Below are 24,034 nucleotides of genomic sequence, written 5' to 3'. Positions count from 1 at the left end.
TAATCAGACTTCTACGGTTATTCCTCTAGGTTTAAATTCATTGGCAACTTCTGCAATTAGTTTGATGTGTTCTGGAGTTGTGCCACAACAGCCACCAATAATATTTACTAAATTATCTTGTAAATATTCCCGAATTAAAGCCTGCATTTCTTCAGGAGTTTGATCGTATTGTCCGAAAGCATTCGGTAAACCAGCGTTTGGATGAGCTGAAATATTCAATTGTGTATTATGAGCTAAGCGTTTTAAATAAGGTTTTAATTGATCTGCACCTAAAGCACAATTAAATCCGATACTTAATAATGGAATGTGTGAAATTGAAATTAAGAAAGCTTCAACGGTTTGACCTGAAAGTGTTCTTCCAGAAGCATCAGTAATTGTTCCTGAAACCATAATTGGAATATCGATATTTCTTTCTTCTTTAACTTCTTCGATTGCAAAAAGAGCTGCTTTTGCATTTAAAGTATCGAAAATTGTTTCTACTAAAAGTACATCACAACCACCATCAATTAAAGCTTCAATTTGTTGTTTGTAGGCAATTCTTAAATCATCAAAAGTTACAGCTCTAAAACCTGGATCATTTACATCTGGAGACATGGATGCTGTTCTGTTTGTTGGACCGATTGAACCGGCAACAAATCTTGGTTTATCTGTAAATTCATCAGCAACCTCACGAGCAATTTTAGCTGATTCATAGTTTAATTCGTAAACTAAATCTTCTAAATGATAATCAGCCATTCCGATTGTTGTTCCAGAAAACGTATTGGTTTCAACAATATCGGCACCAGCTTGAAAATACAAACGGTGTACTTGTTTTACAGCTTCGGGTTGAGTTATAGAAAGTAAATCGTTATTTCCTTTTAAAGGATGTGGAAAATCTTTGAAACGTGAACCGCGAAAATCTTCTTCTGAAAAATTATTGCGTTGCAACATTGTTCCCATTGCTCCATCTAGGACAAGGATTCTTTTTTTTATAGCTTCTTTTATTTTTGACATATTTTTGATTTAACCACTAAGTTTGTATGACTTTTACAAATTTGGTAATTGTTTTTTATAACATGTTATCAAGAAACTGAAAAGAATTTCGTTGAGTTATCTTTTTCTAAATCCTGAAAAAATTCAGGATAAAGAATAGAATGTAGCACCTTCTACAAGAATAGGGTTGCTAAGCTTTCATCGAGTCTAATCTCTCCAGCTTTCGTGATAACAATCATTATATTTATTAACAGGGCAAAGATATAAAGAAAAAAACAAAATAGAAATATTTTCCGAAAAAATTATAAATAAATGTTTTAAATAAATTATTTTTCTACATATATTCATATTTAATGATTTATTTTTTACAAAATAGACTGTTTGCAAAATAAAAAAGGTCAGAAAATTAATTCTGACCTTTCTAAAAAAATATATAAGTTTTTAATTCTTCACAAATTTAGATGTTGCTACACCTTCATCTGTTTTAACATTTAACATGTAAACTCCAGAAGTTAAATCTGAAACATTGATTTCCATTTCAGAATCTAAAGTATTATTAATTGTTTTAACTGTTCTTCCATTAATATCTACCATAGTAATTTCATCAACTATTAAACCATTTTTAACAGATAAATTTAAAACATTGTTTGCAGGGTTTGGATAAATTGAGAAATTATTTGCAAAAAATGATTGAGTGCTTGCAACTGGTCTGTCTACTGAAAAAGTATCTATACCTATAATATCTGAATTAGAACCATTTGGACCTCCATCAATAACATAATATCTGAAGCCAATTTTACAAGGTACTACACCTGTTAATCCAGCAACTGTATATGAATATTGCGTCCAAGTAAAAGGAAATCCCGTTGTTGTTAAATTAGGGTTAACAGAAACTCCTAAAGTTGTAAAAGCTCCTACACTTGTTGCTCCAGAAGGAGTTCCTGCAGAAGTCATGTCACTTGAATTTAAACGCATTTCTAATCTATCAGGAAAGATTGTTCCTGTACCTGTACCTCCTTTTCTTGCATAAAAAGTAATAACATCTCCGTTTTGAAGATTTAATTCAGGAGTTATTAACCAATTACTAATTGTTCCTGCTCCTGTTGCACTGTTAAAATTACACAAAGTAAAAGAAGTGGCACCACCTGCTTGACCACCACCTGAAAATGCAGTTCCACCACCTTGTGCCCAAGTCGAAGCTCCTAAAGGAGAACTTTGATTAGTTGAAAGCCAACCAGCAGTTGATAAATTAGCAAAGGTATCAAACCCTTCTGCAATAATGTTTTGTCCATTAGAAAGCCCTGCAAAAAAGAGAGCTACATAAAGTAAAGTTTTTTTCATAATAAGTTTTTTATTTGGTTAATAATGACCTAAAATTAATAAATTAATAAACAAAAAAACTATTATTTTATTTTTTAACAATTAATTTGCAGTCTTAAACAAAACATTTATATCTTTGCAGTCTTAAACAAAAGAGGAAAAATTTGACTGATTGCAACCTCGTTAAAAAATGCTAAAGCAGAATTACTCCTTTAGTATTTTTACGCGAACTTTTCATTCTTAATTTTCCATAATAATATAAAATAATTTATAGTATGGCATATTTATTTACGTCTGAATCTGTTAGTGAAGGACATCCAGACAAAATTGCGGATCAAATTAGTGATGCATTAATAGACAACTTTTTAGCTTTTGATGCGGATTCAAAAGTAGCTTGTGAAACCTTAGTTACAACAGGTCAAGTAATATTAGCTGGTGAAGTAAAATCAAACACTTATTTAGATGTTCAACAAATTGCAAGAGATGTAATCAAGAAAATTGGTTACACGAAAAGCGAGTACATGTTTGAAGCAAATTCTTGTGGAATTCTATCAGCAATCCACGAACAATCTGCTGATATTAACCAAGGTGTTGATAGAGCAAGTAAAGAAGAACAAGGTGCTGGTGACCAAGGAATGATGTTTGGTTATGCTACAAATGAAACTAAAAATTTTATGCCTTTGGCTTTAGATTTATCTCATGCGTTGTTAATCGAATTAGCTAATTTGAGAAGAGAAAATGCTGAAATAACTTACTTACGTCCAGATGCGAAATCTCAGGTTACTTTAGAGTATTCTGACGACAACAAACCTGTTCGTATTGATGCGATTGTAATTTCAACTCAACATGATGACTTTGTTAAACCTAAATCTAATTCAAAAGCAGATAAAGATGCTGCAAATGATGAAATGTTGGTTAAAATTAAAAGTGATTTAGTTTCCATATTAATTCCTAGAATTAAAGCAAAATATCCTCAATATGCTCATTTATTTAATGATGACATAACTTATCATATAAATCCAACTGGTGTTTTTGTAATTGGTGGACCTCATGGTGACACTGGTTTAACAGGTAGAAAAATTATTGTTGATACTTATGGAGGAAAAGGAGCTCATGGTGGTGGTGCTTTTTCTGGAAAAGATCCAAGTAAAGTAGACCGTTCTGCTGCTTATGCAACAAGGCACATTGCTAAAAATTTAGTAGCTGCTGGATTGTGTGAAGAGGTTTTAGTTCAGGTATCTTATGCTATTGGAGTTGCCAAACCAACTTCAATCAACGTAAACACTTACGGAACTTCAAAAGTTAACATGACTGATGGAGAAATAAGCAAAGTTGTAGAAGGAATTTTTGACATGAGACCTTATTTTATTGAGCAACGTTTAAAATTAAGAAACCCTATTTATAGTGAAACTGCAGCTTATGGTCACATGGGAAGAACTCCTGAAACTGTAACCAAAACATTTAGTTTGCCAAATGGTGAAGATAAAACAGTTACTGTTGAATTATTCACTTGGGAAAAATTAGACCATGTAGATCAAGTGAAAACCGCTTTTGGATTATAATAGTTAGATTCTGAACTAAATTCAGAATGACAAAAAATAAAAAAACCTGATTCAAATTAAAGAATCAGGTTTTTTTATGGATTATAATTTCTATTACAAATTATATTTCAAACTCAAAATAATATATCTTGGCTGAACTGTATAACTTGAAAAGGTACTTGTTCCAGCAATTTGATTGAAGCTATTGCTGTTTAATGCTCTTGTTTCTAGCAAATTTGTCCCGGATAACTTGTATTCCCATTTGCTGTCTTTCTTTTGATAGATTAAACTTGCACTTAAGAAATCGTATTCGGTATCAATAGATTTATCTTTATTTCTATTGTGGTAAAAACTATAATCAGAAACAAAAGAAAATGCATCTAAGAAATAATATTCTAAACCAATCGTTGGACTATCAGTGTAAAATGTATCAGAAAAGTTATCATTAATTGTATAACCATATCCTAATGATAAATTTGGAATCGTTTTATAATTTGTAGAAAACTTCACATTATAACTTTGTGTAAATGATTCTGTGGTTTGAATTTCTGAAGGATTATTATTCGGATCAGCATCACTATCTTGAAAAACTCTAATATTGTTAAATTTACTCCAATTCATATTTAAACCAGCAGAAGCTTTATAATATTTAGCAAATGATCGTCCGTAGTTAAAAGCCCCTGAAATAGTTTCGTCAGCGAAATTTGAACCAATATTAACTGAAGAAGAAGCTTGGTTTGCTCCTGAAGCAGACAACAAAGCTCTACTTTTAATAGCATCAACTTGTTTTGTATAATTTAAAAATCCGAAAATATTTTCAAAATTAAACATGTTGTATTTAAAATATCTCAAACTATGTGATTGTGAAAGAGAGTTTTCTAAATTTCTATTTCCACTAAACAAACTGTTATAATTTGAAAAGACATACCCTTCAGCTAACTTAGTAATATCTGTGAAGTTATTTTGTAAAGTAAAATTATAGGTAAGGGTTTCTGATTTTTTTATTTGATACAAGGCATAAACATCTGGCAATAATCTTGTGAAATTCATACTATTTGAAGTTCCTAATTGATTGTCTTTTGTCGAATAATTGTGAACACTAAATCCTGGTGTAACGGTAAATTTACCTTTTATGAACTTATAATGTAATCCTAAAAAAACATCATTGAAAGCATAATCTACATTATTAGTGTTCTCTGCAGCTGTTAAATCATTTGTAGTTCCATTGTCTAAAATTTGAAAAATACTTGAATCAAAATTTTGGTATGAATAAGTGTTTCCTAGAGTTAGATTAATATTGCTTTTTGGTGTCAACATATAATAATAATCAAATTTAGCATCTGATTTATTTGTTTTTACAAAACGGTTTTGATTGAGATTATTTCTGACTTGAGTTCCGTCATAACCTGAAAACAAGAAAGGTTGAAATTCTAAATTTGCATTATAAAAAGGATCTTCTTCTTGATACAAATGTTGTAATTCAAAGGCAAAAACATTTTTGTCATTTAAAGTATAATAGTAATTGAAATTTTGATTTACCGATAAAGGATTTTGTGTTTTATTGGTATTAATATCTGACAATAAAGAAGAAAATAAAGTTTGGTCTTCTCTTTGGTCCGAAAACTTAACTAAAGCATCGTAATCAATATGTAATTTATCTGAAGGAACATAACTAGTGCTTAACTTCAACAAAGTCTGCGTACTTAATTGATTTGAAACATCTTGTCTTGTTTCATCTTGTAATGGCTCTGGTCTTTCAGTTGCTGTGTTTGTAATTGTTTGTGTTTTATTTCCTAAAACTATTCCAAAACCACTAAATGTTAAAGCTTTTGTTGGGTTATAACTAAAATTAGCAGCTCCAAATTTGGTGTCAATATTCGCTGCTTGATTGTTGTTTAAGTTTCCAATTCCTAAATCATTAGAAGATACATTGAAATTAGAACCTCCTTTTCGCATCATATTTTTAAATCCACCCGTAAACCTAAAGTAGTCTCTTGTTGTTAAAGGCAATTCTCCAATATTGTTAAAATTACTGATTACATTTATACTGATTTTTGGGTTGTAGTAGAACAATTTTGGATTAACCAAATATCTGTCTTCTGTATCCCAAGCTCCAGCTCCAGCAGTTATATCTCCAAACCAAAAGTTTTTTTTACCTTCTTTTAATTTGATGTTTAAAGCTACATTTTCTTCGTTATTTTCTAATCCTTTTAAATTAGTGACCTCATTATAATTTCTTAAAACCTGAATTTTATCTAAGGCATTTGCAGGAATATTTTTAGTTGCAATTTTAGTATCACCATCAAAAAAATCTTTTCCTTCCACCATTACTTTTTGAACCGATTTTCCTTCAACAGTTATGTTTCCATCATTATCAACTTCAACTCCCGGAAGCTTCTTAAGAACATCTTCTAATTTTCGTTCTGTTCCATTGGTAAATGAATCTGAATTATAAATAATGGTATCTCCAGAAATTGAAACTGGCATTTCATAAACTAATTCAACCTCTTTCAATAAATTACCTTCTTTTAGAATAATATTATAATTCATTGCTTTGTCAGAAGTAGTTACTTGTTTTTCCTGTGATTCATAACCAATATAACTTATCTTTAGAGTATATGGTGTGTTTGCGTTAAGATTAAGTTGGTATTTTCCGGCATCGTTAGTAATAGCATAAGCATCCATCGCTTTTGTGTTGTTATTGATAGCCATTATATTTGCCATTTCTAAGGCAACACCTGTTGTATCTTTAACCGTTCCTTCAAATCGAATATTTTGAGACATAGCATTTATTGAAAATGCCAAAATGCAAATGAAAAGTATTTTTTTCATCAAGTTCTGTTTAGTTTGTTTTTAGTTTAAAATTAGAAACCTCTTCCTCTTCCACCACCACGTTGACCACCATACATTTCTCTCATCTCTTCCATTTTCTTTGTGACAGTTTCATCATATTCTTTTTGAGTCACAACTTTTCCTGTTTTAGGTGCTTTTATTTCTGCTTTATCTTTAACATTTAATGCAACTTTAGAACATAAAATGATAGTAGTTCCATCATTAACTTCTAAAATCAAACCTGGTAAACCCCAATATTTATCTGGTCCTTGATTAATAGGAATTTCTGGAGCATACCAAGCGGTAATTGTTTTTTCTTTTATTTGTTCAACATCTTGCATAAAGTTAGTTTTCTTATTTGCATCTGTAGAATCTTTTGCTTTTGCTGCTTTTTCTTTTTCCTCTTTTTCTTTATCTCCTCCACGCATTCTGAAATTTCTAAAATCAGTTGGGTCAGTTGCCACAACAGCTGTTGCTTTGTAACAAATATATTCTCCAATTTTTTTTGTTTCAGCAGTCATTTGCCATTTATAACTTGGTAAACTATCTTTAATTAAAAATTCTTTACCAAAAAACTCTTTATCAACCGAATACATCTTTTCTTTTACGTTTTTGTATTGAGTTCCTCCACCACCCATCATAGATGTCATCATTCTTCCTCCACCACCATTTTGACCAGGAGCGTCTAACTTTTCTTCTTCTTTATAAATTGAAGCTGACTTATCGAAATTTAAAATAAATGTTTTTTCGAACATTTTTTTCATACGTTCTTCAATACTTGCTTTCATATCTGGAGTGATTTCTCTGTTTCCTCCAATATTTTTCATTATTTCAGATGTACTTGTTTTTGACTCATAAACAGCCATTCCTTGGAAATCCTGCGCTTGAATCAATGTTGTTACTAAAAGTAACGCTACTAAAATTGTATTTTTCATTTTAAAATGGTTTACTTATGTTAGAATCCTAAAAGAAAATATCCTTGCATTTACTAAATGTTAAATAATTTCTTATTGTTTAGACTTATAAATATATAATTTGTTACAACTATAAATCAAAATGTTGTGTTAAAACATTATCTTTAGACTTTCAATTTTTGAAAAGGTTTAATTGAGTTTTAAAATAAATGAGAAATTTCATTCTTTTTTTTAGTTTACTTTTAAATATTACATCTTGGTCTCAAGAATATGTTTCTATTCAACAATTAGATTCTACAAAGTTTAAAGTAGATGAATATATTGGTAAAGACAATTTAAAAAACGATTATTTTATATATAAAAATGCTATTAAAAAAAAGAGCGCAGATCAAGAATATGAATATCAAAATCTATCATTAGGAAACATTGAAAAAATTTGCATTACTAATCCATTGCAGTTAGTTGTGTTTTATGAAGATTTTAATGCTTTAGTTTTACTGGACAATCAATTAAATGAAACGCAGAAAATCTACGGAAACAAATTTGAAACTCCCATCAAAATTGAAGCTTTTGGATTGGCAAGTCAAAACCAAGTTTGGTTATATGATGGTTTTTTGCAAAAAATTAGTTTGTATAATTTTAAATCAAACATCAATAAAATTATTTCTACTCCATTGAATACAGAAATTAAAGAGTATAGTAGTGATTATAATAATTTTTATTGGATTACAAAAGAACTTGATTTTTTCTCTATTTCTATTTTTGGAAAAATAAAAAACATTGGAAAAATACCAGAATATGATAGCATTCAAATAATTGATAATAATAAAATAATCTATTCTAAAGACCAAAAAATATACTATTACAACACTAATAAGCCATCAGCACAAAAAATTGATATAAATAAAAAAAGCTTTGAGAAATTTTTCTTTAACAACGGAATTTTATCTATTTTTACAGACAATCAAATTATTAATTATAAAATAGATTTACCATAATGCACGTAGCAATAGCAGGAAATATTGGAGCAGGTAAAACGACTTTGACCAAGTTATTAGCCAAACAATTTAAGTGGGAACCTCATTATGAAGATGTAGTAGACAATCCATATTTAGACGATTTCTACCACCAAATGGAACGTTGGAGTTTTAATCTACAAATCTATTTCTTGAATAGTCGTTTTCGTCAAGTATTACAAATACGTGAAAGTGGCAAAAAAATCATTCAAGACCGAACTATTTATGAAGATGCACATATTTTTGCACCCAATCTTCATGCTATGGGTTTAATGACCAATAGAGATTTTAACAATTATAGCTCGCTTTTTGATTTGATGGAAGGATTAGTTGGCCCACCCGATTTATTAATATATTTGAGAAGTTCAATTCCGAATTTAGTAAATCAAATTCACATGAGAGGAAGAGAATATGAAAACACCATTTCTATTGATTATTTAAGTCGATTGAATGAAAGATACGAAGCTTGGATTCATAAATACGATAAAGGAAAATTGTTAATTATTGATGTTGACAATATGGATTATGTAAACAATCCAGAAGATTTAGGAGAAATCGTCAACAGAATTAATGCCGAAATAAACGGATTATTTTAATCAAATGAAAGCCTCTTAATTGAGGTTTTTTTATTCATAAATTTTATAAATATGCCATTAGTAACACCACTTTCACCAGATCACGATAAAGAAACTCAAGAATTAGCTGAATTTTTTAATGAAACTTTAGGGTTTTGTCCCAATTCGGTTTTAACCATGCAACATCGACCAGCTATTTCAAAAGCATTCATTAATTTGAATAAAGCTGTAATGGAAAATCAAGGTCGCGTAACTTCTGCTTTAAAACGAATGATTGGCTGGGTTACGAGCAATGCTGCTGGTTGTAGATATTGTCAAGCACACACTATTAGAGCTGCAGAACGTTATGATGCAAACAAAGAACAATTGGATAACATTTGGGAATACAAAACACATTCTGCTTTTTCTGAAGCTGAACGTGCTGCTTTAAATTTTGCTTTAGCCTCTTCTGTAATTCCAAATGCAGTTGATGAAACTATCAAAACAGATTTATACAAACATTGGAACGAAGGAGAAATCGTTGAGATGCTTGGAGTTATTTCTCTATTTGGTTATTTAAACCGTTGGAATGATTCCATGGGAACAACTATTGAAGATGGTGCTGTTGAAAGTGCTGAACACTATTTAGGAAAAACAGGTTGGGAAAAAGGCAAGCATGTTTAATTTAAAGTATCAAATAAAGTTTTGACTTTAATATTTTCCGAAGGTTTTGATAAAGTAATTCTATAAACTTGATTTGGTAAAACGTCAAAATAATTATCACTAAAATGAGCATTTTCAACTGTTGACAAATACACGTTTTTTGCTAATTTATCTGAAGTGATTTCTATAGTTAAATCATCTAATTTTTTAATTGTAATAGTTGGTTTTTCTAATGCTAAATCCTTTGGTTTAGCAAAATAAAACGAAGTTGAAGTTGATTTTTCATCTGAATTGAATTCAATATTCAATAAGGAATTTTTTAAATCCGCTTGAGAAATGTCGTTTTTTGGTAATGTAAAATAAGATTTGCTACTATTTGATTCTACTTCAATTTTCAATGTTTTTTCCAAAAGCAATTTCCCTTTAAAATCAATATTTTGAATTTTTAAATTCCCTGAAATAACTTTCAAATCATCATTTACAATAAATATTTTATAAAAATCTTTTTCTTCTTGAACTGAAATTAATACATTTTCATAACTTCTTTTGACTTGATAATGAAACGCTTTCCAATTGCCAAAATAATCTACAGAACTCCATGAAGTGACTGGCCAACAATCGTTGAATTGCCAATACAAAGTCCCCATACAATAAGGCTTGGCTCTTCTGTGAGCTTCAATAGCTGTTTTCATTCCATCAGCTTGCAACAATTGAGAAACGTAAATATAATCCTCAAAATCCTTTGGAATTATAAAATCACGTTTCATGTATTCATCAATAGTTTCATAACCCGTTGGGTGTTTTTGATGACTTCTTACAGTTTCAGAATTTAGACTTAAATCTTCTTTTTTTGCAAAATTTTTAAATGTTTCTAAATTAGGCATCCCTTGAAAACCATATTCACTCATGAATCTTCCTACTTTCTTTTCATAAATTTCAAAAGGCTCTTTTCCCCACCAAACTCCCCAATAATGAGAATCACCTTGTGTCAAACTTTCCTTTCTTCCCCAACCAATTGAAGGAGATGATGGCCAATAAATATTCTTGTTTTTAGGCAACAAACTATCTAATGTTTTTGGAATTAACTGATGAAATACTTTTTCGTAATCATTCCAAATTTTTGTGGAATCTGCTTTTGAATAATTGTATTGTTTCTGCCAACCCCAATTGTGCCAACCTTCATCATTTTCATTATTGCCACACCAAATAGCTAATGATGGATGATTTTGCAAACGATTTACATTATCAATCACTTCTTGTTTTACATTATCTAAAAATGCTTTATCACCAGGATACATCGCACAAGCAAACATAAAATCTTGCCAAACTAAAATGCCGTTTTTATCACATTCGTCATAAAAAACATCATCAAGATAAATTCCTCCACCCCAAACACGAAACATATTCATGTTAGCATCCACAGCATCTTTTATTCTTGCTTTATAAATAGAATCTGAAACTCTTGGCATAAAACTGTCATCAGGAATGTAATTGGCTCCTTTCATGAAAACTGGAATTCCATTTAATTTGAAATAAAAACTCGTTCCAACTTTATCTTTCTCTTGAATTAATTCAATAGTTCTTAGTCCAATTTTAAGGGTTTTATTATCTAAAACTTTATTATTGGACTTTAACACAAATTGAAAAATATATTGATGAGGAACACCTAAACCATTGCACCACCATAAAATTGGATTCTTAATTTCTAATGGAATTTTAACGGTATTTGTTCCTTTTTTCAATTGAAATTCAAAAGGTTTAGCTCCTAAATAAATTTGATATTTCCCTTTTTCTTGGACATTTAGAGTAAATGTAAAGTCAATGTTAGCTACTTCGTTGTTCAGTTCTTTTTGATCAAATTTTACATTTTCTATTTTAGCATCATTCCAAAAATGAAGCTTGACATTTTTCCAAATTCCTGCTGTTACGAATCTTGGACCCCAATCCCAACCGTATTGATATTGTGCTTTTCTGGTAAATACTTTTTCGTCTCCAGGTAAAGTATAATTTAATTTTTTAGCTTGATTTTTTCCTTCTTGAACGGCTGACTTAAATTTGATTTCTAAATGATTTTCTCCTGCAACTAAATAGTTTTTTACGGGAATTTTCCAAGTTCGAAACATGTTGTTGGCTTCTAAAACTGGTTTTCCGTTTAAAAATACTGTTGCATAAGTATCTAAACCTTCAAATTGTAAATCGATATTTTTGTTCTTTAATTCTGATTTTGAAATGACAAATGACGTTTTGTAATTCCAGTTTTCGTTTTCAATCCATTGTAAGTCTTTTTCATTCGTTCCGTAGAATGGATTTTCGATTATATGATTTGCTAATAAATCAGTGTGAATTGTTCCTGGAACGGTTGCTGGTAGCCAATTTTCTTTGTTTTCTTGTTTAAATTTCCAGTTTTCTTGATTTAAACTGCGTTCAAAATTCTGACTCAAAAGAATCATTGGAAACAAGAGTATGAAAAGAAATTTATGCATTAAGAATTGCTTTTAATTTTTGGATTTCTATAGGGTTTGCGATTTCAGTTGCATCCGTAATTGCAGATGAATGAAAGAAATTAGCTTTGGTTTTATTCTTGATTTCTTGAAGATTTGAAGAACGCAAACTTCCACCAGGCATAATATTTATTCTGTTATTTGATTTTTGAACTAACCTTTCTAATTGATTAATTCCTTCATTCACATTTGGAGCATTTCCTGAAGTTAAAATGGTTTGAAATCGACATTCAATTAGTTCTTCTAAAGTTCCCAAAGGGTTTACAACCTCATCAAAAGCTCTATGAAAAGTACATGGAAAAGGTTTGGCTAATCCCACCAATTCTTTATTTTGAATTTTATTAACTGTATTATCACTATTTAAAATTCCGAAAACAAATCCGTTTACATTTAGTTTTTTAATTTCAGAAATTTGATTTTTCATTAATTCAAATTCTTCCTCAGAATAGACAAAATTTCCACCTCTTGGTCGAATCATGACAAATAAATCAATACTTATTTGTTTTCTAGCTTCTTTGATTAATTCGAATGAAGGAGTAATTCCTCCTAAATTCATTTCAACACAAAGTTCTACTCTATCTGCACCATTTTCTTGAGCAATTAAAGCTGATTCTAAATTAAAACAAGCGATTTCTAATTTATTCATTATTTTAAAAAGTAATCTGCATCCACTAACTTATTTCCTGAAGTATCGTTGACTGCATAATTAAATCCACTTTGAATGCAATAAGCACCATATTCTCCTTTTTTATTCAAAGCAATGAAACCCACTTGAATGTCTTTTAAATTTTTGTTTCTGTTTTTGGTCAACTTTACAATACGAGCCACAGCTTCTTCACAGGCTTTTTGTGGTGATTTCCCTTGTCGCATCAATTCCACTACCAAATGACATCCTACAATTCGAATCACTTCTTCACCATGACCTGTTGCTGTTGCTGCTCCAATTTCGTTATCTACGTACAAACCAGCACCAATTATGGGTGAATCTCCTACTCTACCGTGCATTTTAAAAGCCATTCCACTAGTCGTACAAGCACCCGAAAGATTTCCATGAGCATCTAAGGCTATCATTCCAATGGTGTCGTGATTTTCTATGTTGGCTTTTGGTAAATATTCACTCGTTTTCAACCATTCTTTCCATTCTTTTTCAGAAGCTTCAACCAATAAATTTTCTTTTTTAAATCCTTCCGATAAGGCAAATTGCAAAGCACCATCTCCCACTAACATAACATGTGGTGTTTTTTCCATGACAGCTCTTGCCACAGAAACTGGATGCTTAATATGTTCCAAAGATGCTACCGAACCAATATTGGAAAACTCATCCATAATGCAAGAATCAAGCGTTACTTTTCCATCTCGGTCTGGTCTTCCACCATAACCTACACTTCTTTCGTTAGCATCACCTTCTGGAATTTTCACACCAGCTTCTACTGCATCTAAAGCTCTACCGTTATTTTTAAGGATTTCCCAAGCTGCACCATTGGCTTGCACTCCAAAATTCCATGTGGAAATGACTATAGGTTTGTTGGTTTTCTTATTTTCAACTGGAATTTCTTCATCTTTTGTTTTGAACGAATTTAAGGCTAATGCGACAGAAGCAACAGCGGTTGTTTTCAGAAAATTTCTTCTATTACTCATATTAGTTTACGTTTATTTCATCTATAAAAAGCCAAGCTCCGTTTCCTTCACCAGGTTTCCCTTCTGGAATAATTCCGAAGTTTTTGACGGTTACTTTTATATATTTTGCTTGAACTTCATTGAAATGAATGTTTATATTTCCTTTAAAAAAAACAATTTCTTGTTCTGAAAGTCTTTCTTGAATTTCGAAATTACTTCCATCCAAAGACGTTTCTATTATAATTTCTGAAGGTAAATAAATCCAACTGGTTTGTCCATCAAAAACATGAAATTTAACCTTTGAGATAGTTTCAGTTCTATTAAAATCTATAGTTGCCACGACATCTTTTCCGCTAAAACCTAACCAATCCTTTCCGAATTTGTCTGTATCTCCAAAAACTCCATTCACTAAAGTAAAGATATCACCATTTGAGAAATTTTTACTGGGTTGAAATTCTAAACTAATATCCTTAGCTGTAGATTTTGAAATGAAAAATTCTTGTTCAGCTCCATTTCCTTTTTTTGTTCCATTTTCGAAATAAAATGCTTTTATTTTCTGATTTTTGGTGATTGAAATCGATTCTGAATATTTTTTTGAATTTAAATTAGGTTCAGAACCATCAATAGTATATCGAATGTTATTGTTATTTCTGGCATTTAAAGTATATTGAATACCATCATTTTTTTGTTCAATAGTTGCTTTAATATCGTAAATGGCTTCACTATAATTTATTCCTTTTTTATCAAAAATAGAAAGATGATGAATTAATCGGTTTTCAAAATCTTTATAATTTTCAGGGTTTGAAGTACCCCAAAGCACTTCTGACAAAGCTGTCATTCTGGTCATCATCATATATTCAGCATGCTCAGGAGTTGTGATATATTCTGTCCAAAGATTGGCTTGACCTCCTAAAATATATTTTGCTTCTTCTACTGTTAATTCAGCTGGAATTGGATTATAAGAATATACTTTTTCAACCGTTGTATAACCACCAATTGCTACGGGTTCGTTTTTTGGATCCGCTTGATAAAAATCAAAATAACAATGAGATGTTGGTGACATTACTACAAAATGTTTTTGTTTTGCTGCTTCAATGCCTCCTTCGATTCCTCTCCAACTCATTACCGCTGCATTTGGAGCTAATCCACCTTCCAAAATTTCATCCCAACCTATAATTTTTCTTCCTTTTGAGTTGACAAATTTTTCAATTCTTTGGATGAAATAACTTTGCAATTCGTGTTCGTCTTTTAATCCTTTTTCTTGGATTAAATTCTGACAATGTTCACAAGATTTCCATCGTGTTTTAGGACATTCATCACCACCAATATGAATATATTCGGATGGAAATAAATCCATAACTTCTGTCAAAACATCTTCTAAAAAAGCAAATGTTTCTTCTTTTGGACAGAATACATCGTCTAAAACACCCCAAATTTTTCCAACTTCAAAAGATCCATCATTACAAGCATATTTCGGATAAGCTGCTAAAGCGGCAACTGCATGTCCGGGCATTTCGATTTCTGGAACTATATTTATGTGTCGATATTTTGCATAAGCGACAACTTCTTTAATTTGTTCTTGTGTGTAAAATCCACCATATTTTATAGTATCGAATTTTTGATCTCTGTAATGTCCGACCATTGAGCCATTTCTCCACGCACCCACTTCTGTGAGTTTTGGATATTTTTTGATTTCAATTCTCCAACCTTGATCATCAGTTAAATGCCAATGAAACGTGTTTAGTTTATAAGTGGCTAAATAATCGATATACTTTTTTACAAATTCAACTGAGAAAAAATGACGAGCACAATCAAGATGCATGCCTCTCCATTTAAATTTAGGTTTATCAGAAATTGAAACTTCATTTAATTTAATCTCACTTGATTTTTCAAAAGGAATCATTTGCAACAAAGACTGAATTCCGTAAAAAACACCTTGATTTGAAAATGCTGAAATGTGAATTTTATTTTTTGAAATATCTAAATTGTATTGTTCATTGTCGAAATTTATGGTATCAGGAACATTTACAATTAGTTGAACGGTATTCTTATCAGTATATTTTGAAGAAATTTTTAAATCTAATCCTGTTTGAATTTTAATTTGTTCTTTTAGATATTTTGCTTCAAAAGAGTTTTCATCAGCTTGAATATTGGTTTTACTGTTTAATTTAAAAAATCCATCTTGATATTTTAGTTCAACTGGTTTTGGAATTAAATTATATTGGTTTTGAGCATTGCTTAAATGAAAAACAAATAGAAAGATTAATAAAATATAAAATCGCATGGGTTAAATTTTGGAATATAAATGTATAAAAAAAATGCCTCACTTTCGTAAGGCAATTTTATAATAGTTCTTCTATTCTTTATTTAATAGCGTTGATTTCTTTATCAACTTCAGCTTCATTACCTTCAAAAGTAAATTCTTCTACTGACTCTTTTCCATTTACAGTTGACACTACTTTTACAGTAGCTTTTACATTTTCGTCATCCGTTTTGGTTTTTTCAACCATCACTTTTTTAGAAACCTCTTCTGTAACTTCTTGGTTCATGAATTTGCAAGTTTTGCTTGTGCAACCTTTTTCTATACATTCTTCTTTAGACATTGAAGTGCATTCACCCATAGCAGAGCAGCATGTCATTGCAACTCCATCTTTTACAGTATGAACATCACCTCCTAAAATTGGAGCAATTACAAGACCAATTAAACATGTTAATTTAATTAAAATGTTCATTGATGGGCCAGAAGTATCTTTGAATGGATCACCAACAGTATCTCCAGTTACAGCTGCTTTATGAGCATCAGAACCTTTGTATGTCATTTCTCCGTTGATTTCAACACCAGCTTCAAAAGATTTTTTAGCATTGTCCCAAGCACCACCAGCATTGTTTTGGAACACAGCCCAAAGTACACCAGAAACGGTAACTCCAGCCATATAACCTCCTAACATTTCTGCTACTAATTGATTGTTTTCAGCATAAACTAGTTTGCCTAACAATACAATTGCAATAGGGAAACCAATTGTTAAAATTCCTGGCAACATCATTTCGCGTAAAGCTGCTTTTGTAGAAATTTCAACACATTTTCCGTATTCAGGTTTACCAGTTCCTTCCATAATTCCTGGAATTTCTTTGAATTGACGACGAACTTCATACACCATATCCATAGCTGCTTTTCCTACAGAATTCATAGCTAATGCTGAGAAAACTACAGGTATCATTCCACCTACAAATAACATAGCTAAAACAGGAGCTTTGAAAATATTAATTCCGTCAATTCCTGTAAAGGTAACATAGGCTGCAAATAAAGCTAAAGATGTTAAAGCTGCCGAAGCAATTGCAAAACCTTTACCTGTTGCTGCTGTTGTATTTCCTACTGAATCTAAAATATCTGTTCTTGTTCTTACTTCTTTTGGTAATTCACTCATTTCAGCGATTCCACCAGCATTGTCAGAAATTGGTCCGAACGCATCAATTGCTAATTGCATAGCTGTTGTTGCCATCATTGCTGAAGCTGCCAAAGCCACTCCATAAAATCCTGCTAAAGCGTAAGAAGCCCAAATTGCACCTGCAAATAATAATACTGTAGGGAATGTTGAAATCATTCCTGTTGCTAAACCTGCAATTACGTTTGTTCCTGCCCCAGTTGATGATTTTTGTACAATTGCCAAAACTGGTTTTGTACCTAAACCTGTGTAATATTCTGTTACAGAAGAAATAATTCCTCCAACAGCTAATCCAACGATTGTTGCATAAAATACTCGCATTGAAGAAATATCTTGTAATCCTTCTCCAAAGAACTCCATTTTCATTGTTTCAGGCAACATATATTTTACTAGAAAATAACACGAAACTAATGTTAATCCGATTGAAACCCAATTTCCAACATTTAATGCTCCTTGAACTTGTTTTTCTTTAGCATCATCAGAAGTGATTTTTACCAACATTGTTCCAATTATAGAAAATAAAATTCCAAAACCTGCAATTGCCATTGGTAATAAAATAGGTCCAATTCCACCAAAACCTTCATTAACTATGTTTCCACCCATATCTTTAATGACATAATTTCCTAAAACCATTGCTGCCAAAACTGTTGCCACATATGAGCCGAATAAATCTGCACCCATTCCAGCAACATCACCAACATTGTCACCAACATTGTCTGCAATTGTTGCAGGATTTCTTGGATCATCTTCTGGAATTCCAGCTTCAACTTTACCCACTAAATCGGCTCCAACATCAGCCGCTTTTGTATAAATTCCACCTCCAACACGAGCAAATAATGCAATTGATTCTGCACCAAGAGAAAAACCAGCTAAAGTTTCTAAAACAACAGTCATGGCTTCAGTATCTTGCCAGGATCCACCAGACAATAAATGAAAGAAAACAATAAAAAAAGCTGTTAGACCAAGAACTGCTAAACCTGCAACTCCTAATCCCATAACTGTTCCACCACCAAAAGAAACTTTCAATGCTTGTGGCAAACTTGTGCGAGCAGCTTGTGTTGTACGAACGTTTGTTTTTGTTGCTATTTTCATTCCCATATTTCCTGCCCAAGCTGAAAATATAGCTCCAAAAATGAAAGCAACAACTATTAATAAATGTGTTTTGACTCCAGGAATAAATGTAATTCCGGCTAAAACAATACTTGCTCCAATAACAAAAAAGGTTAATAGTTTATACTCTGCTTTTAAAAAAGCTAATGCTCCTTCATATATGTAATCTGAAATTTCTTTCATTTTACCATCACCAGCATCTTGTTTTAAAACCCAAGCTCTTTTGTACATCATAAAGAGCAAGCCAATAATAGCCATAAGTATCGGCACATAAATCATTATTGAATCCATAAAATTTTAGTTAATTTTTTAAACATTATTATTTTAAAAGTCAAACAAAAATAAACAAAAAAGGCAATATTACTACTAATATTGCCTTTTTTATAAAAATATGTTAAAAATTAACCTATACTAAATAATCCCTCAGGTTTATTTTCTAGTGCATTAAATCTTTCTTTACATTTAACGAAAATTTCTTTTGCTTCGTGAACATTTCCCCATCCTTCAACATCAACAACTTTATTCTCTAAATCTTTGTATACTTGGAAAAAATGCTCAATTTCTTTGATTAAGTGAGGGTTCACATCGCTCAAATCATTTAATTGGTTCCAAATTGGATCTGAAACTGGTACACAAATTACTTTTTCATCTGGTCCTTTTTCATCTGCCATGTGAAAAACTCCTATTGGCTTAACTTCCATTACACAACCAGGAAAAGTTGGTTCTGTTACTAAAACTAAAACATCTAATGGATCACCATCTAATGCTAACGTTTCTGGAATGAATCCGTAATCTGCAGGATACATCATTGAAGAAAATAACATTCTATCAAAACGCATTCTCTTTAAATCAAAATCGTATTCGTATTTATTTCTACTTCCTCTTGGGATTTCTATCAATACATCAAATGTAGTAACTTTATCTGCTGTCATTTTATTTTATTTTTTCGAGTGCAAAAGTACAAATTCTAACTTTTTTCAAAGAAGAAAATTAGGTTTATTTTTACCTGAAAATTAAAAATGATAGAGATTTAAGATTTTAGTAACATTACACTTTAATATTTTAATTCTAATTCTAATAAATCAAAGGTTCTCTGTTTCTTTTCTTTAGATAATAATGCCAAAAGAAATAGGTTGCTAAAGAACGATTTGGCTTCCATTTTTGGGAAAGAAATATCATTTCTTCTTTTGTGGTGACTGAAAACAATTCTTTAAGTGTATTTTGAAGAGCTATATCTCCAATAGGAAAAACATCTTCTTTTTGAAGACAAAATATAATGTAAACCTCAGCGGTCCAATGTCCAATTCCTTTGATTGATGTTAGTTCCTCTTTGATTTGCTCTTCTGATTTATCCGAAAGTGTTTCTAATTGTAATTCTCCGTTCAAAATTGCTTTTGAGAGTTCTTTGAGGTAAACTACTTTTTGTTTTGAAATTGCATTGTTTCTTAAATCTTCATCTGAAGCATTTAAAATATTTTGTGGTGACACTTTTCCTAAAAAAGATTCCATTTTTAAATAACAAGCTTTTGCTGATGCTAAAGAAACTTGTTGTTCAATAATTAATTTACATAATGAATCAAATCCTTCTGGTCTTGTTGAAATGTGTGGTTCTCCATATAAATCGATGATTTGTTGGAAAACTTTGTCTTGTTGAAGTAAATATGGAATGTGTTTTTTCAATTTTTACTTTTTGTGTTAGCGGTTGGAACGGCATCCTTTTTTTGTTTTGTTTAAAAGCAAAAAAAGATATAGTGGAAGACGCGACCTGAAAGGGAACACCCAAATTTAATAAATTCCAATATTTGAAATTCCAAATTCCAAAAAAAAATCAATTAGAAATAGAATCCGAATGAACCTTTGACTGTAAAACGTTTTGCATCTGGAAGGTCGAAATAATTTCCTCTCCAAGCGAAATCTAAACGGAATACTTTGAAAATATTTCCAATCCCAGCATGATATTCCCAATAAACTTTTTCGGGTGCTTGATAGACTAAACCTGATGCATTTATTTGTCGGTTTTCATCTGACACAGTTCCATAAACCGTTTTTATACCTACGATTTCTCTCCAATTTAATTTTCTTAACAATCCAATTCTAGAAAATAATCTTCCATTAAAATGGTGCTCAAAATGAAGTGAAGCATATTCATCAGCCACAAAATCATAATAATTCAGTAAGTTATAGGTGTTATCAATCACAAAATAAGATTGATTTCCTGGCACAACTCCCATTAAACCTAAAGGAACTTGACCGAATGTTTTTCCAACTTCTAAAGTTGTGAATAATCTTCCAAAACCTCCAACTAAAACGGGTTGTCTGTAATATAATTGTACTTTTTGATAATCAAAATCGCTATTTAAAACTCCTTTGAATCCTTGACTGTAACTCAAGAATAATCGAGCATAATTGTCATCTACATCTTGACGCTCAACTCCATAACCTATAGTTTTTCTATTTGGAGTATATTCACCTACTAAATTGATTTCTGATTGCTTAACCCTTGATTCTGTGGTTGTAAATGTATTATCTGTGAAATAATCTAAACTAAAGTCATTTGAGGCAGATTCTAATGTTCTGTATGAAAAATTAGTTTGAAAAACCAAGTTTTTAACTGGTTCAATTGCAATTCCGAAATTGGTTAAATTAACGTTTGTCAATTTATTATTTGTACCACTCGAAAAGAATGAAGAAGAAGCAAAACTTCGACCTAAAACATCATTAGAAGTTGTTAAACTAACTCCGATTTGCTCCACATCTCTTCTGTTTCCTGCAGAAAGAATTAGTCTATTTTTTTTATTTACCAGCCATTTTCCTGAAATTCCATATTTAAATTTATCATCTTTAAACCCATAAGCTGTGTAGGCTTGAATTCTCCAAGGATCATTTGTGCCAAAATAAGTTCTTCCTCCAAAACGCAAACGCTGACCTTCTACGTCATTATATCCAAAGGTTGAAAATATGGGACCAATATCTATATTACCAACTTGTACATAACCACTTCCCAAAATAGTTACTAAATCGTAAACTCTTCTGAACTTGGGTACAGTCATTAAAGTGTCGAGCAAATTATAAATCCCGGCTTCATTTTCATTTAGGCTTTCAAATCTATTTTCTTCCCAAAATTCATCGGTTTGATTGAATGCTTTTTTGTCGTAATAATTGACTTCTTCTTTGTAAAAATCATTTTCTTTTGGAATATTGAACTTATGGTTTTTGAACAATGTTGTTCTTTTTCCATACACTCCTTTTGACTCTTCTTTTTTAGAAAAACTAAAATCAGACATCATGTGGTCTCTTTTTAGCAAGAAAACTGAATCATTCAAAACATCAAACTCTTGTTCGATATAAATTTCTTTTACCCAGTTGATGTTGGCACTTTTATTGGCTTCAAGGTTTATTTTTTTAATAGCCCAAGTTGTATCGTTTACCCAAAAATCTCCTTTAAAAGTCAACTCTCCTTTTCTTCTTGGATAATACACAATATTATAACACCATTTGTTATCTATAAAAGTACTATCACTTAAAACATAGTTATAAACATTGATTCCAGTTCTTGAAAGTGGACTAACGAAATCTTTATCAAAGAACTTTAAGTAATTATTATAAATATCATAATCAGCATATAAATCTTTGATGAAAGCATTTACACCATTACTATTTCCTAAACCTGAATTTTTATTAGCTTTAAGAATCTCCTTCTTTTTATTTTTGACATTGTCTCCGTAAACTTCACTTAGTTCTTCGTTGATAAATATAGGTAAAAAGGCTTTTCCAGTGATTCTTGAAGTATCCATTTGTTCAAAGACAAATTCTAAACCTTTAAATACTTTATTTGCCATGAAAGCACTGTCAATTGAATTCATATCAAATTCAACTTTTTCGTATTTATCGTATTGATATTGATCAAACATTTGAAGTCCGTTTTTCCGTCTACGTTCCCAAATTTTTCTCAGAATATCGATGGCTGGATTATTTTTTTTAGACGTTTTTCCTGAATAAACTACAACATCTTTTAGGGTAACTCCTTCTCTTAAAACAACTTTTATATTACTATTTAACCCAGGTTTTAAAGGAACTTCAACAGGTTCATAACCAATAAAAGAAATAATTAAAGTAGAATAATTTTCTTTAGATTCGAAATAAAAACTTCCATTTTCATCTGTAATAACTCCTTCTTTTGAATTTTTAAAAATTACGTTTGCAAATGCAACTGGTTGATTAAATTCATCAATCACCTTTCCTCCAACTTTAGTTTGAGCAAAGATTGCCGAAGTTATAAATAACAATAGGAATACTATTTTATATTTCATTTGGAGCATGTATTTAAAACAAAAAACTTCATCAGCATGAACCGATGAAGTTTCAAATATATAAAGTTTATTTTATTTATAAGTAACTTTCTTAACAGCTTTAATTACATCTTCTGCATTTGGCAACCATTCTTTTAATAAGGTTGGAGAATACGGTGCTGGAGTATCTGCTGTTGTGATTCTTTGAATTGGAGCATCTAAATAATCAAAAGCTCTTTCTTGAACCATATATGTAATTTCTGAAGCAACACTTGCAAAAGGCCAAGCTTCTTCTAAAACTACTAATCTATTTGTTTTTTTAACTGAATTGATGATGGCATCGTAATCCATTGGACGGACTGTTCTTAAATCGATAACTTCACAAGAAATTCCTTCTTTAGCTAAGTCTTCAGCCGCAGTTAAAGCTTCTTTGATGATTTTACCAAAAGATACGATTGTTACATCTGTACCTTCTCTTTTAACATCTGCAACTCCTAATGGAATGGTGTAATCTCCTTCTGGAACTTCACCTTTGTCTCCGTACATTTGCTCAGACTCCATGAAAATTACTGGGTCATTATCACGGATAGCTGCTTTTAATAAACCTTTAGCATCATAAACATTTGAAGGAACTACCACTTTTAAACCTGGTGTATTTGCAAACCAGTTTTCAAAAGCTTGTGAGTGTGTTGCTCCTAATTGTCCTGCAGAAGCTGTTGGCCCTCTAAATACCATTGGCATTGGAAACTGTCCAGCTGACATTTGACGCATTTTTGCTGCATTGTTAATAATTTGATCAATACCAACTAACGAGAAGTTAAATGTCATATATTCAACAATTGGACGACAACCGTTCATTGCAGATCCAACAGCAATACCAGCAAAACCTAGCTCTGCAATTGGAGTATCAATAACACGTTTTGGTCCAAATTCATCTAACATACCTTTTGAAGCTTTGTATGCTCCGTTATATTCAGCTACCTCTTCACCCATTAAATAAACAGATTCGTCTTTACGCATTTCTTCACTCATTGCTTCAGCAATAGCTTCTCTGAATTGTATTGTTCTCATATATTAAATTCTTATAATCATATTGAAAGGCAAAAATAGTAAAAAAAAATTCCATTTATATAATTCTATTTTAAATAAAAACTGATTTATCAACTATAACCTTTTCGTAAATTTTAATTTTAACAAATTTATTATGCATGCATAGTATTTTTTAAACATTTTTTTTGTAATTTCGTGCCATAAATATTCAA

The 24,034-nt window shown here is 30.9% G+C and carries 17 protein-coding genes and 1 riboswitch; of the genes, 4 read left to right on the top strand and 13 right to left on the bottom strand.

Annotated elements, in window-relative coordinates:
• Positions 1-3 precede the first annotated feature (3 nt).
• Together ACFO3U_RS02415 and ACFO3U_RS02410 are read right to left on the bottom strand one after the other, a co-directional pair.
• Entirely contained in the window at positions 4-993 is a 990-nt protein-coding gene (locus ACFO3U_RS02415; RefSeq protein ID WP_379738070.1) for a homocysteine S-methyltransferase family protein, read from the bottom strand.
• Between the two features lie 93 nt (positions 994-1,086).
• Positions 1,087-1,207: riboswitch (SAM riboswitch) on the bottom strand.
• Positions 1,208-1,413: 206 nt separating this feature from the next.
• Entirely contained in the window at positions 1,414-2,313 is a 900-nt protein-coding gene (locus ACFO3U_RS02410) for a T9SS type A sorting domain-containing protein (protein WP_379738068.1), read from the bottom strand.
• Positions 2,314-2,567: 254 nt separating this feature from the next.
• Here ACFO3U_RS02410 and metK point away from each other — a divergent pair, with 254 nt between their 5' ends.
• Positions 2,568-3,854, top strand: coding sequence for a methionine adenosyltransferase (metK, locus tag ACFO3U_RS02405; RefSeq protein ID WP_379738066.1), 1,287 nt, complete (start codon positions 2,568-2,570; stop codon positions 3,852-3,854).
• Between the two features lie 93 nt (positions 3,855-3,947).
• Here the strand turns inward: metK and ACFO3U_RS02400 are convergent, their stop codons facing one another.
• Positions 3,948-6,665: a carboxypeptidase regulatory-like domain-containing protein gene (locus ACFO3U_RS02400; RefSeq protein WP_379738064.1), complete on the bottom strand. Its 2,718-nt coding sequence runs from the start codon at positions 6,663-6,665 to the stop codon at positions 3,948-3,950.
• 32 nt (positions 6,666-6,697) lie between these two features.
• Positions 6,698-7,600 carry a GLPGLI family protein gene (locus ACFO3U_RS02395; protein ID WP_379738062.1) on the bottom strand — a complete coding sequence of 301 codons (903 nt, stop codon included), beginning with the start codon at positions 7,598-7,600 and terminating at the stop codon, positions 6,698-6,700.
• 188 nt (positions 7,601-7,788) lie between these two features.
• Between ACFO3U_RS02395 and ACFO3U_RS02390 the strand changes: the two genes are divergently transcribed.
• The 3 genes from ACFO3U_RS02390 to ACFO3U_RS02380 are packed head-to-tail and all read left to right on the top strand — an operon-like array spanning position 7,789 to position 9,833.
• Positions 7,789-8,577 carry a hypothetical protein gene (locus ACFO3U_RS02390; RefSeq protein ID WP_379738060.1) on the top strand — a complete coding sequence of 263 codons (789 nt, stop codon included), beginning with the start codon at positions 7,789-7,791 and terminating at the stop codon, positions 8,575-8,577.
• Complete coding sequence (locus tag ACFO3U_RS02385; protein ID WP_379738058.1) at positions 8,577-9,191, top strand: deoxynucleoside kinase; 615 nt, start codon at positions 8,577-8,579, stop codon at positions 9,189-9,191. The genes ACFO3U_RS02390 and ACFO3U_RS02385 overlap by 1 nt, the downstream gene beginning before the upstream one ends.
• A 51-nt stretch (positions 9,192-9,242) precedes the next feature.
• Positions 9,243-9,833: a carboxymuconolactone decarboxylase family protein gene (locus tag ACFO3U_RS02380; protein ID WP_379738056.1), complete on the top strand. Its 591-nt coding sequence runs from the start codon at positions 9,243-9,245 to the stop codon at positions 9,831-9,833.
• On the opposite strand, the gene ACFO3U_RS02375 is transcribed toward ACFO3U_RS02380, so the two are convergent.
• From ACFO3U_RS02375 to ACFO3U_RS02335, 9 genes are all read right to left on the bottom strand, one after another.
• Positions 9,830-12,295 (bottom strand): beta-mannosidase, encoded by a 2,466-nt coding sequence (locus ACFO3U_RS02375; RefSeq protein WP_379738054.1) that lies wholly within the window; start codon positions 12,293-12,295, stop codon positions 9,830-9,832. The genes ACFO3U_RS02380 and ACFO3U_RS02375 overlap by 4 nt on opposite strands.
• Positions 12,288-12,959, bottom strand: coding sequence for a copper homeostasis protein CutC (locus tag ACFO3U_RS02370; protein WP_379738052.1), 672 nt, complete (start codon positions 12,957-12,959; stop codon positions 12,288-12,290). The genes ACFO3U_RS02375 and ACFO3U_RS02370 overlap by 8 nt, the downstream gene beginning before the upstream one ends.
• On the bottom strand, positions 12,959-13,951 hold the full coding sequence (locus tag ACFO3U_RS02365; protein ID WP_379738050.1) for an isoaspartyl peptidase/L-asparaginase: 993 nt from the start codon (positions 13,949-13,951) through the stop codon (positions 12,959-12,961). Before ACFO3U_RS02365 ends, ACFO3U_RS02370 begins: the two co-directional genes overlap by 1 nt.
• A 1-nt stretch (position 13,952) precedes the next feature.
• The gene (locus ACFO3U_RS02360; protein ID WP_379738048.1) at positions 13,953-16,214 is read right to left on the bottom strand and encodes a beta-N-acetylhexosaminidase; all 2,262 of its coding nucleotides are present in this window, start codon (positions 16,212-16,214) and stop codon (positions 13,953-13,955) included.
• Between the two features lie 79 nt (positions 16,215-16,293).
• The gene (locus ACFO3U_RS02355; RefSeq protein WP_379738046.1) at positions 16,294-18,774 is read right to left on the bottom strand and encodes a sodium-translocating pyrophosphatase; all 2,481 of its coding nucleotides are present in this window, start codon (positions 18,772-18,774) and stop codon (positions 16,294-16,296) included.
• Positions 18,775-18,884: 110 nt separating this feature from the next.
• Entirely contained in the window at positions 18,885-19,415 is a 531-nt protein-coding gene (locus tag ACFO3U_RS02350; protein ID WP_379738044.1) for an inorganic diphosphatase, read from the bottom strand.
• A 142-nt stretch (positions 19,416-19,557) separates the two neighbouring features.
• Entirely contained in the window at positions 19,558-20,163 is a 606-nt protein-coding gene (locus tag ACFO3U_RS02345) for a DNA-3-methyladenine glycosylase family protein (protein WP_379738042.1), read from the bottom strand.
• 152 nt (positions 20,164-20,315) lie between these two features.
• Complete coding sequence (locus ACFO3U_RS02340; protein ID WP_379738040.1) at positions 20,316-22,793, bottom strand: DUF5686 and carboxypeptidase-like regulatory domain-containing protein; 2,478 nt, start codon at positions 22,791-22,793, stop codon at positions 20,316-20,318.
• 72 nt (positions 22,794-22,865) lie between these two features.
• Complete coding sequence (locus ACFO3U_RS02335) at positions 22,866-23,843, bottom strand: pyruvate dehydrogenase complex E1 component subunit beta (RefSeq protein WP_379738038.1); 978 nt, start codon at positions 23,841-23,843, stop codon at positions 22,866-22,868.
• Between the last annotated feature and the right edge of the window lie 191 nt (positions 23,844-24,034).

It is taken from the genome of Flavobacterium ponti, assembly GCF_042652765.1.
GTDB lineage: Bacteria > Bacteroidota > Bacteroidia > Flavobacteriales > Flavobacteriaceae > Flavobacterium > Flavobacterium ponti.
Note: the sequence above shows the minus strand (reverse complement) of the source record. Positions and strands in the feature narration are given on the sequence as shown.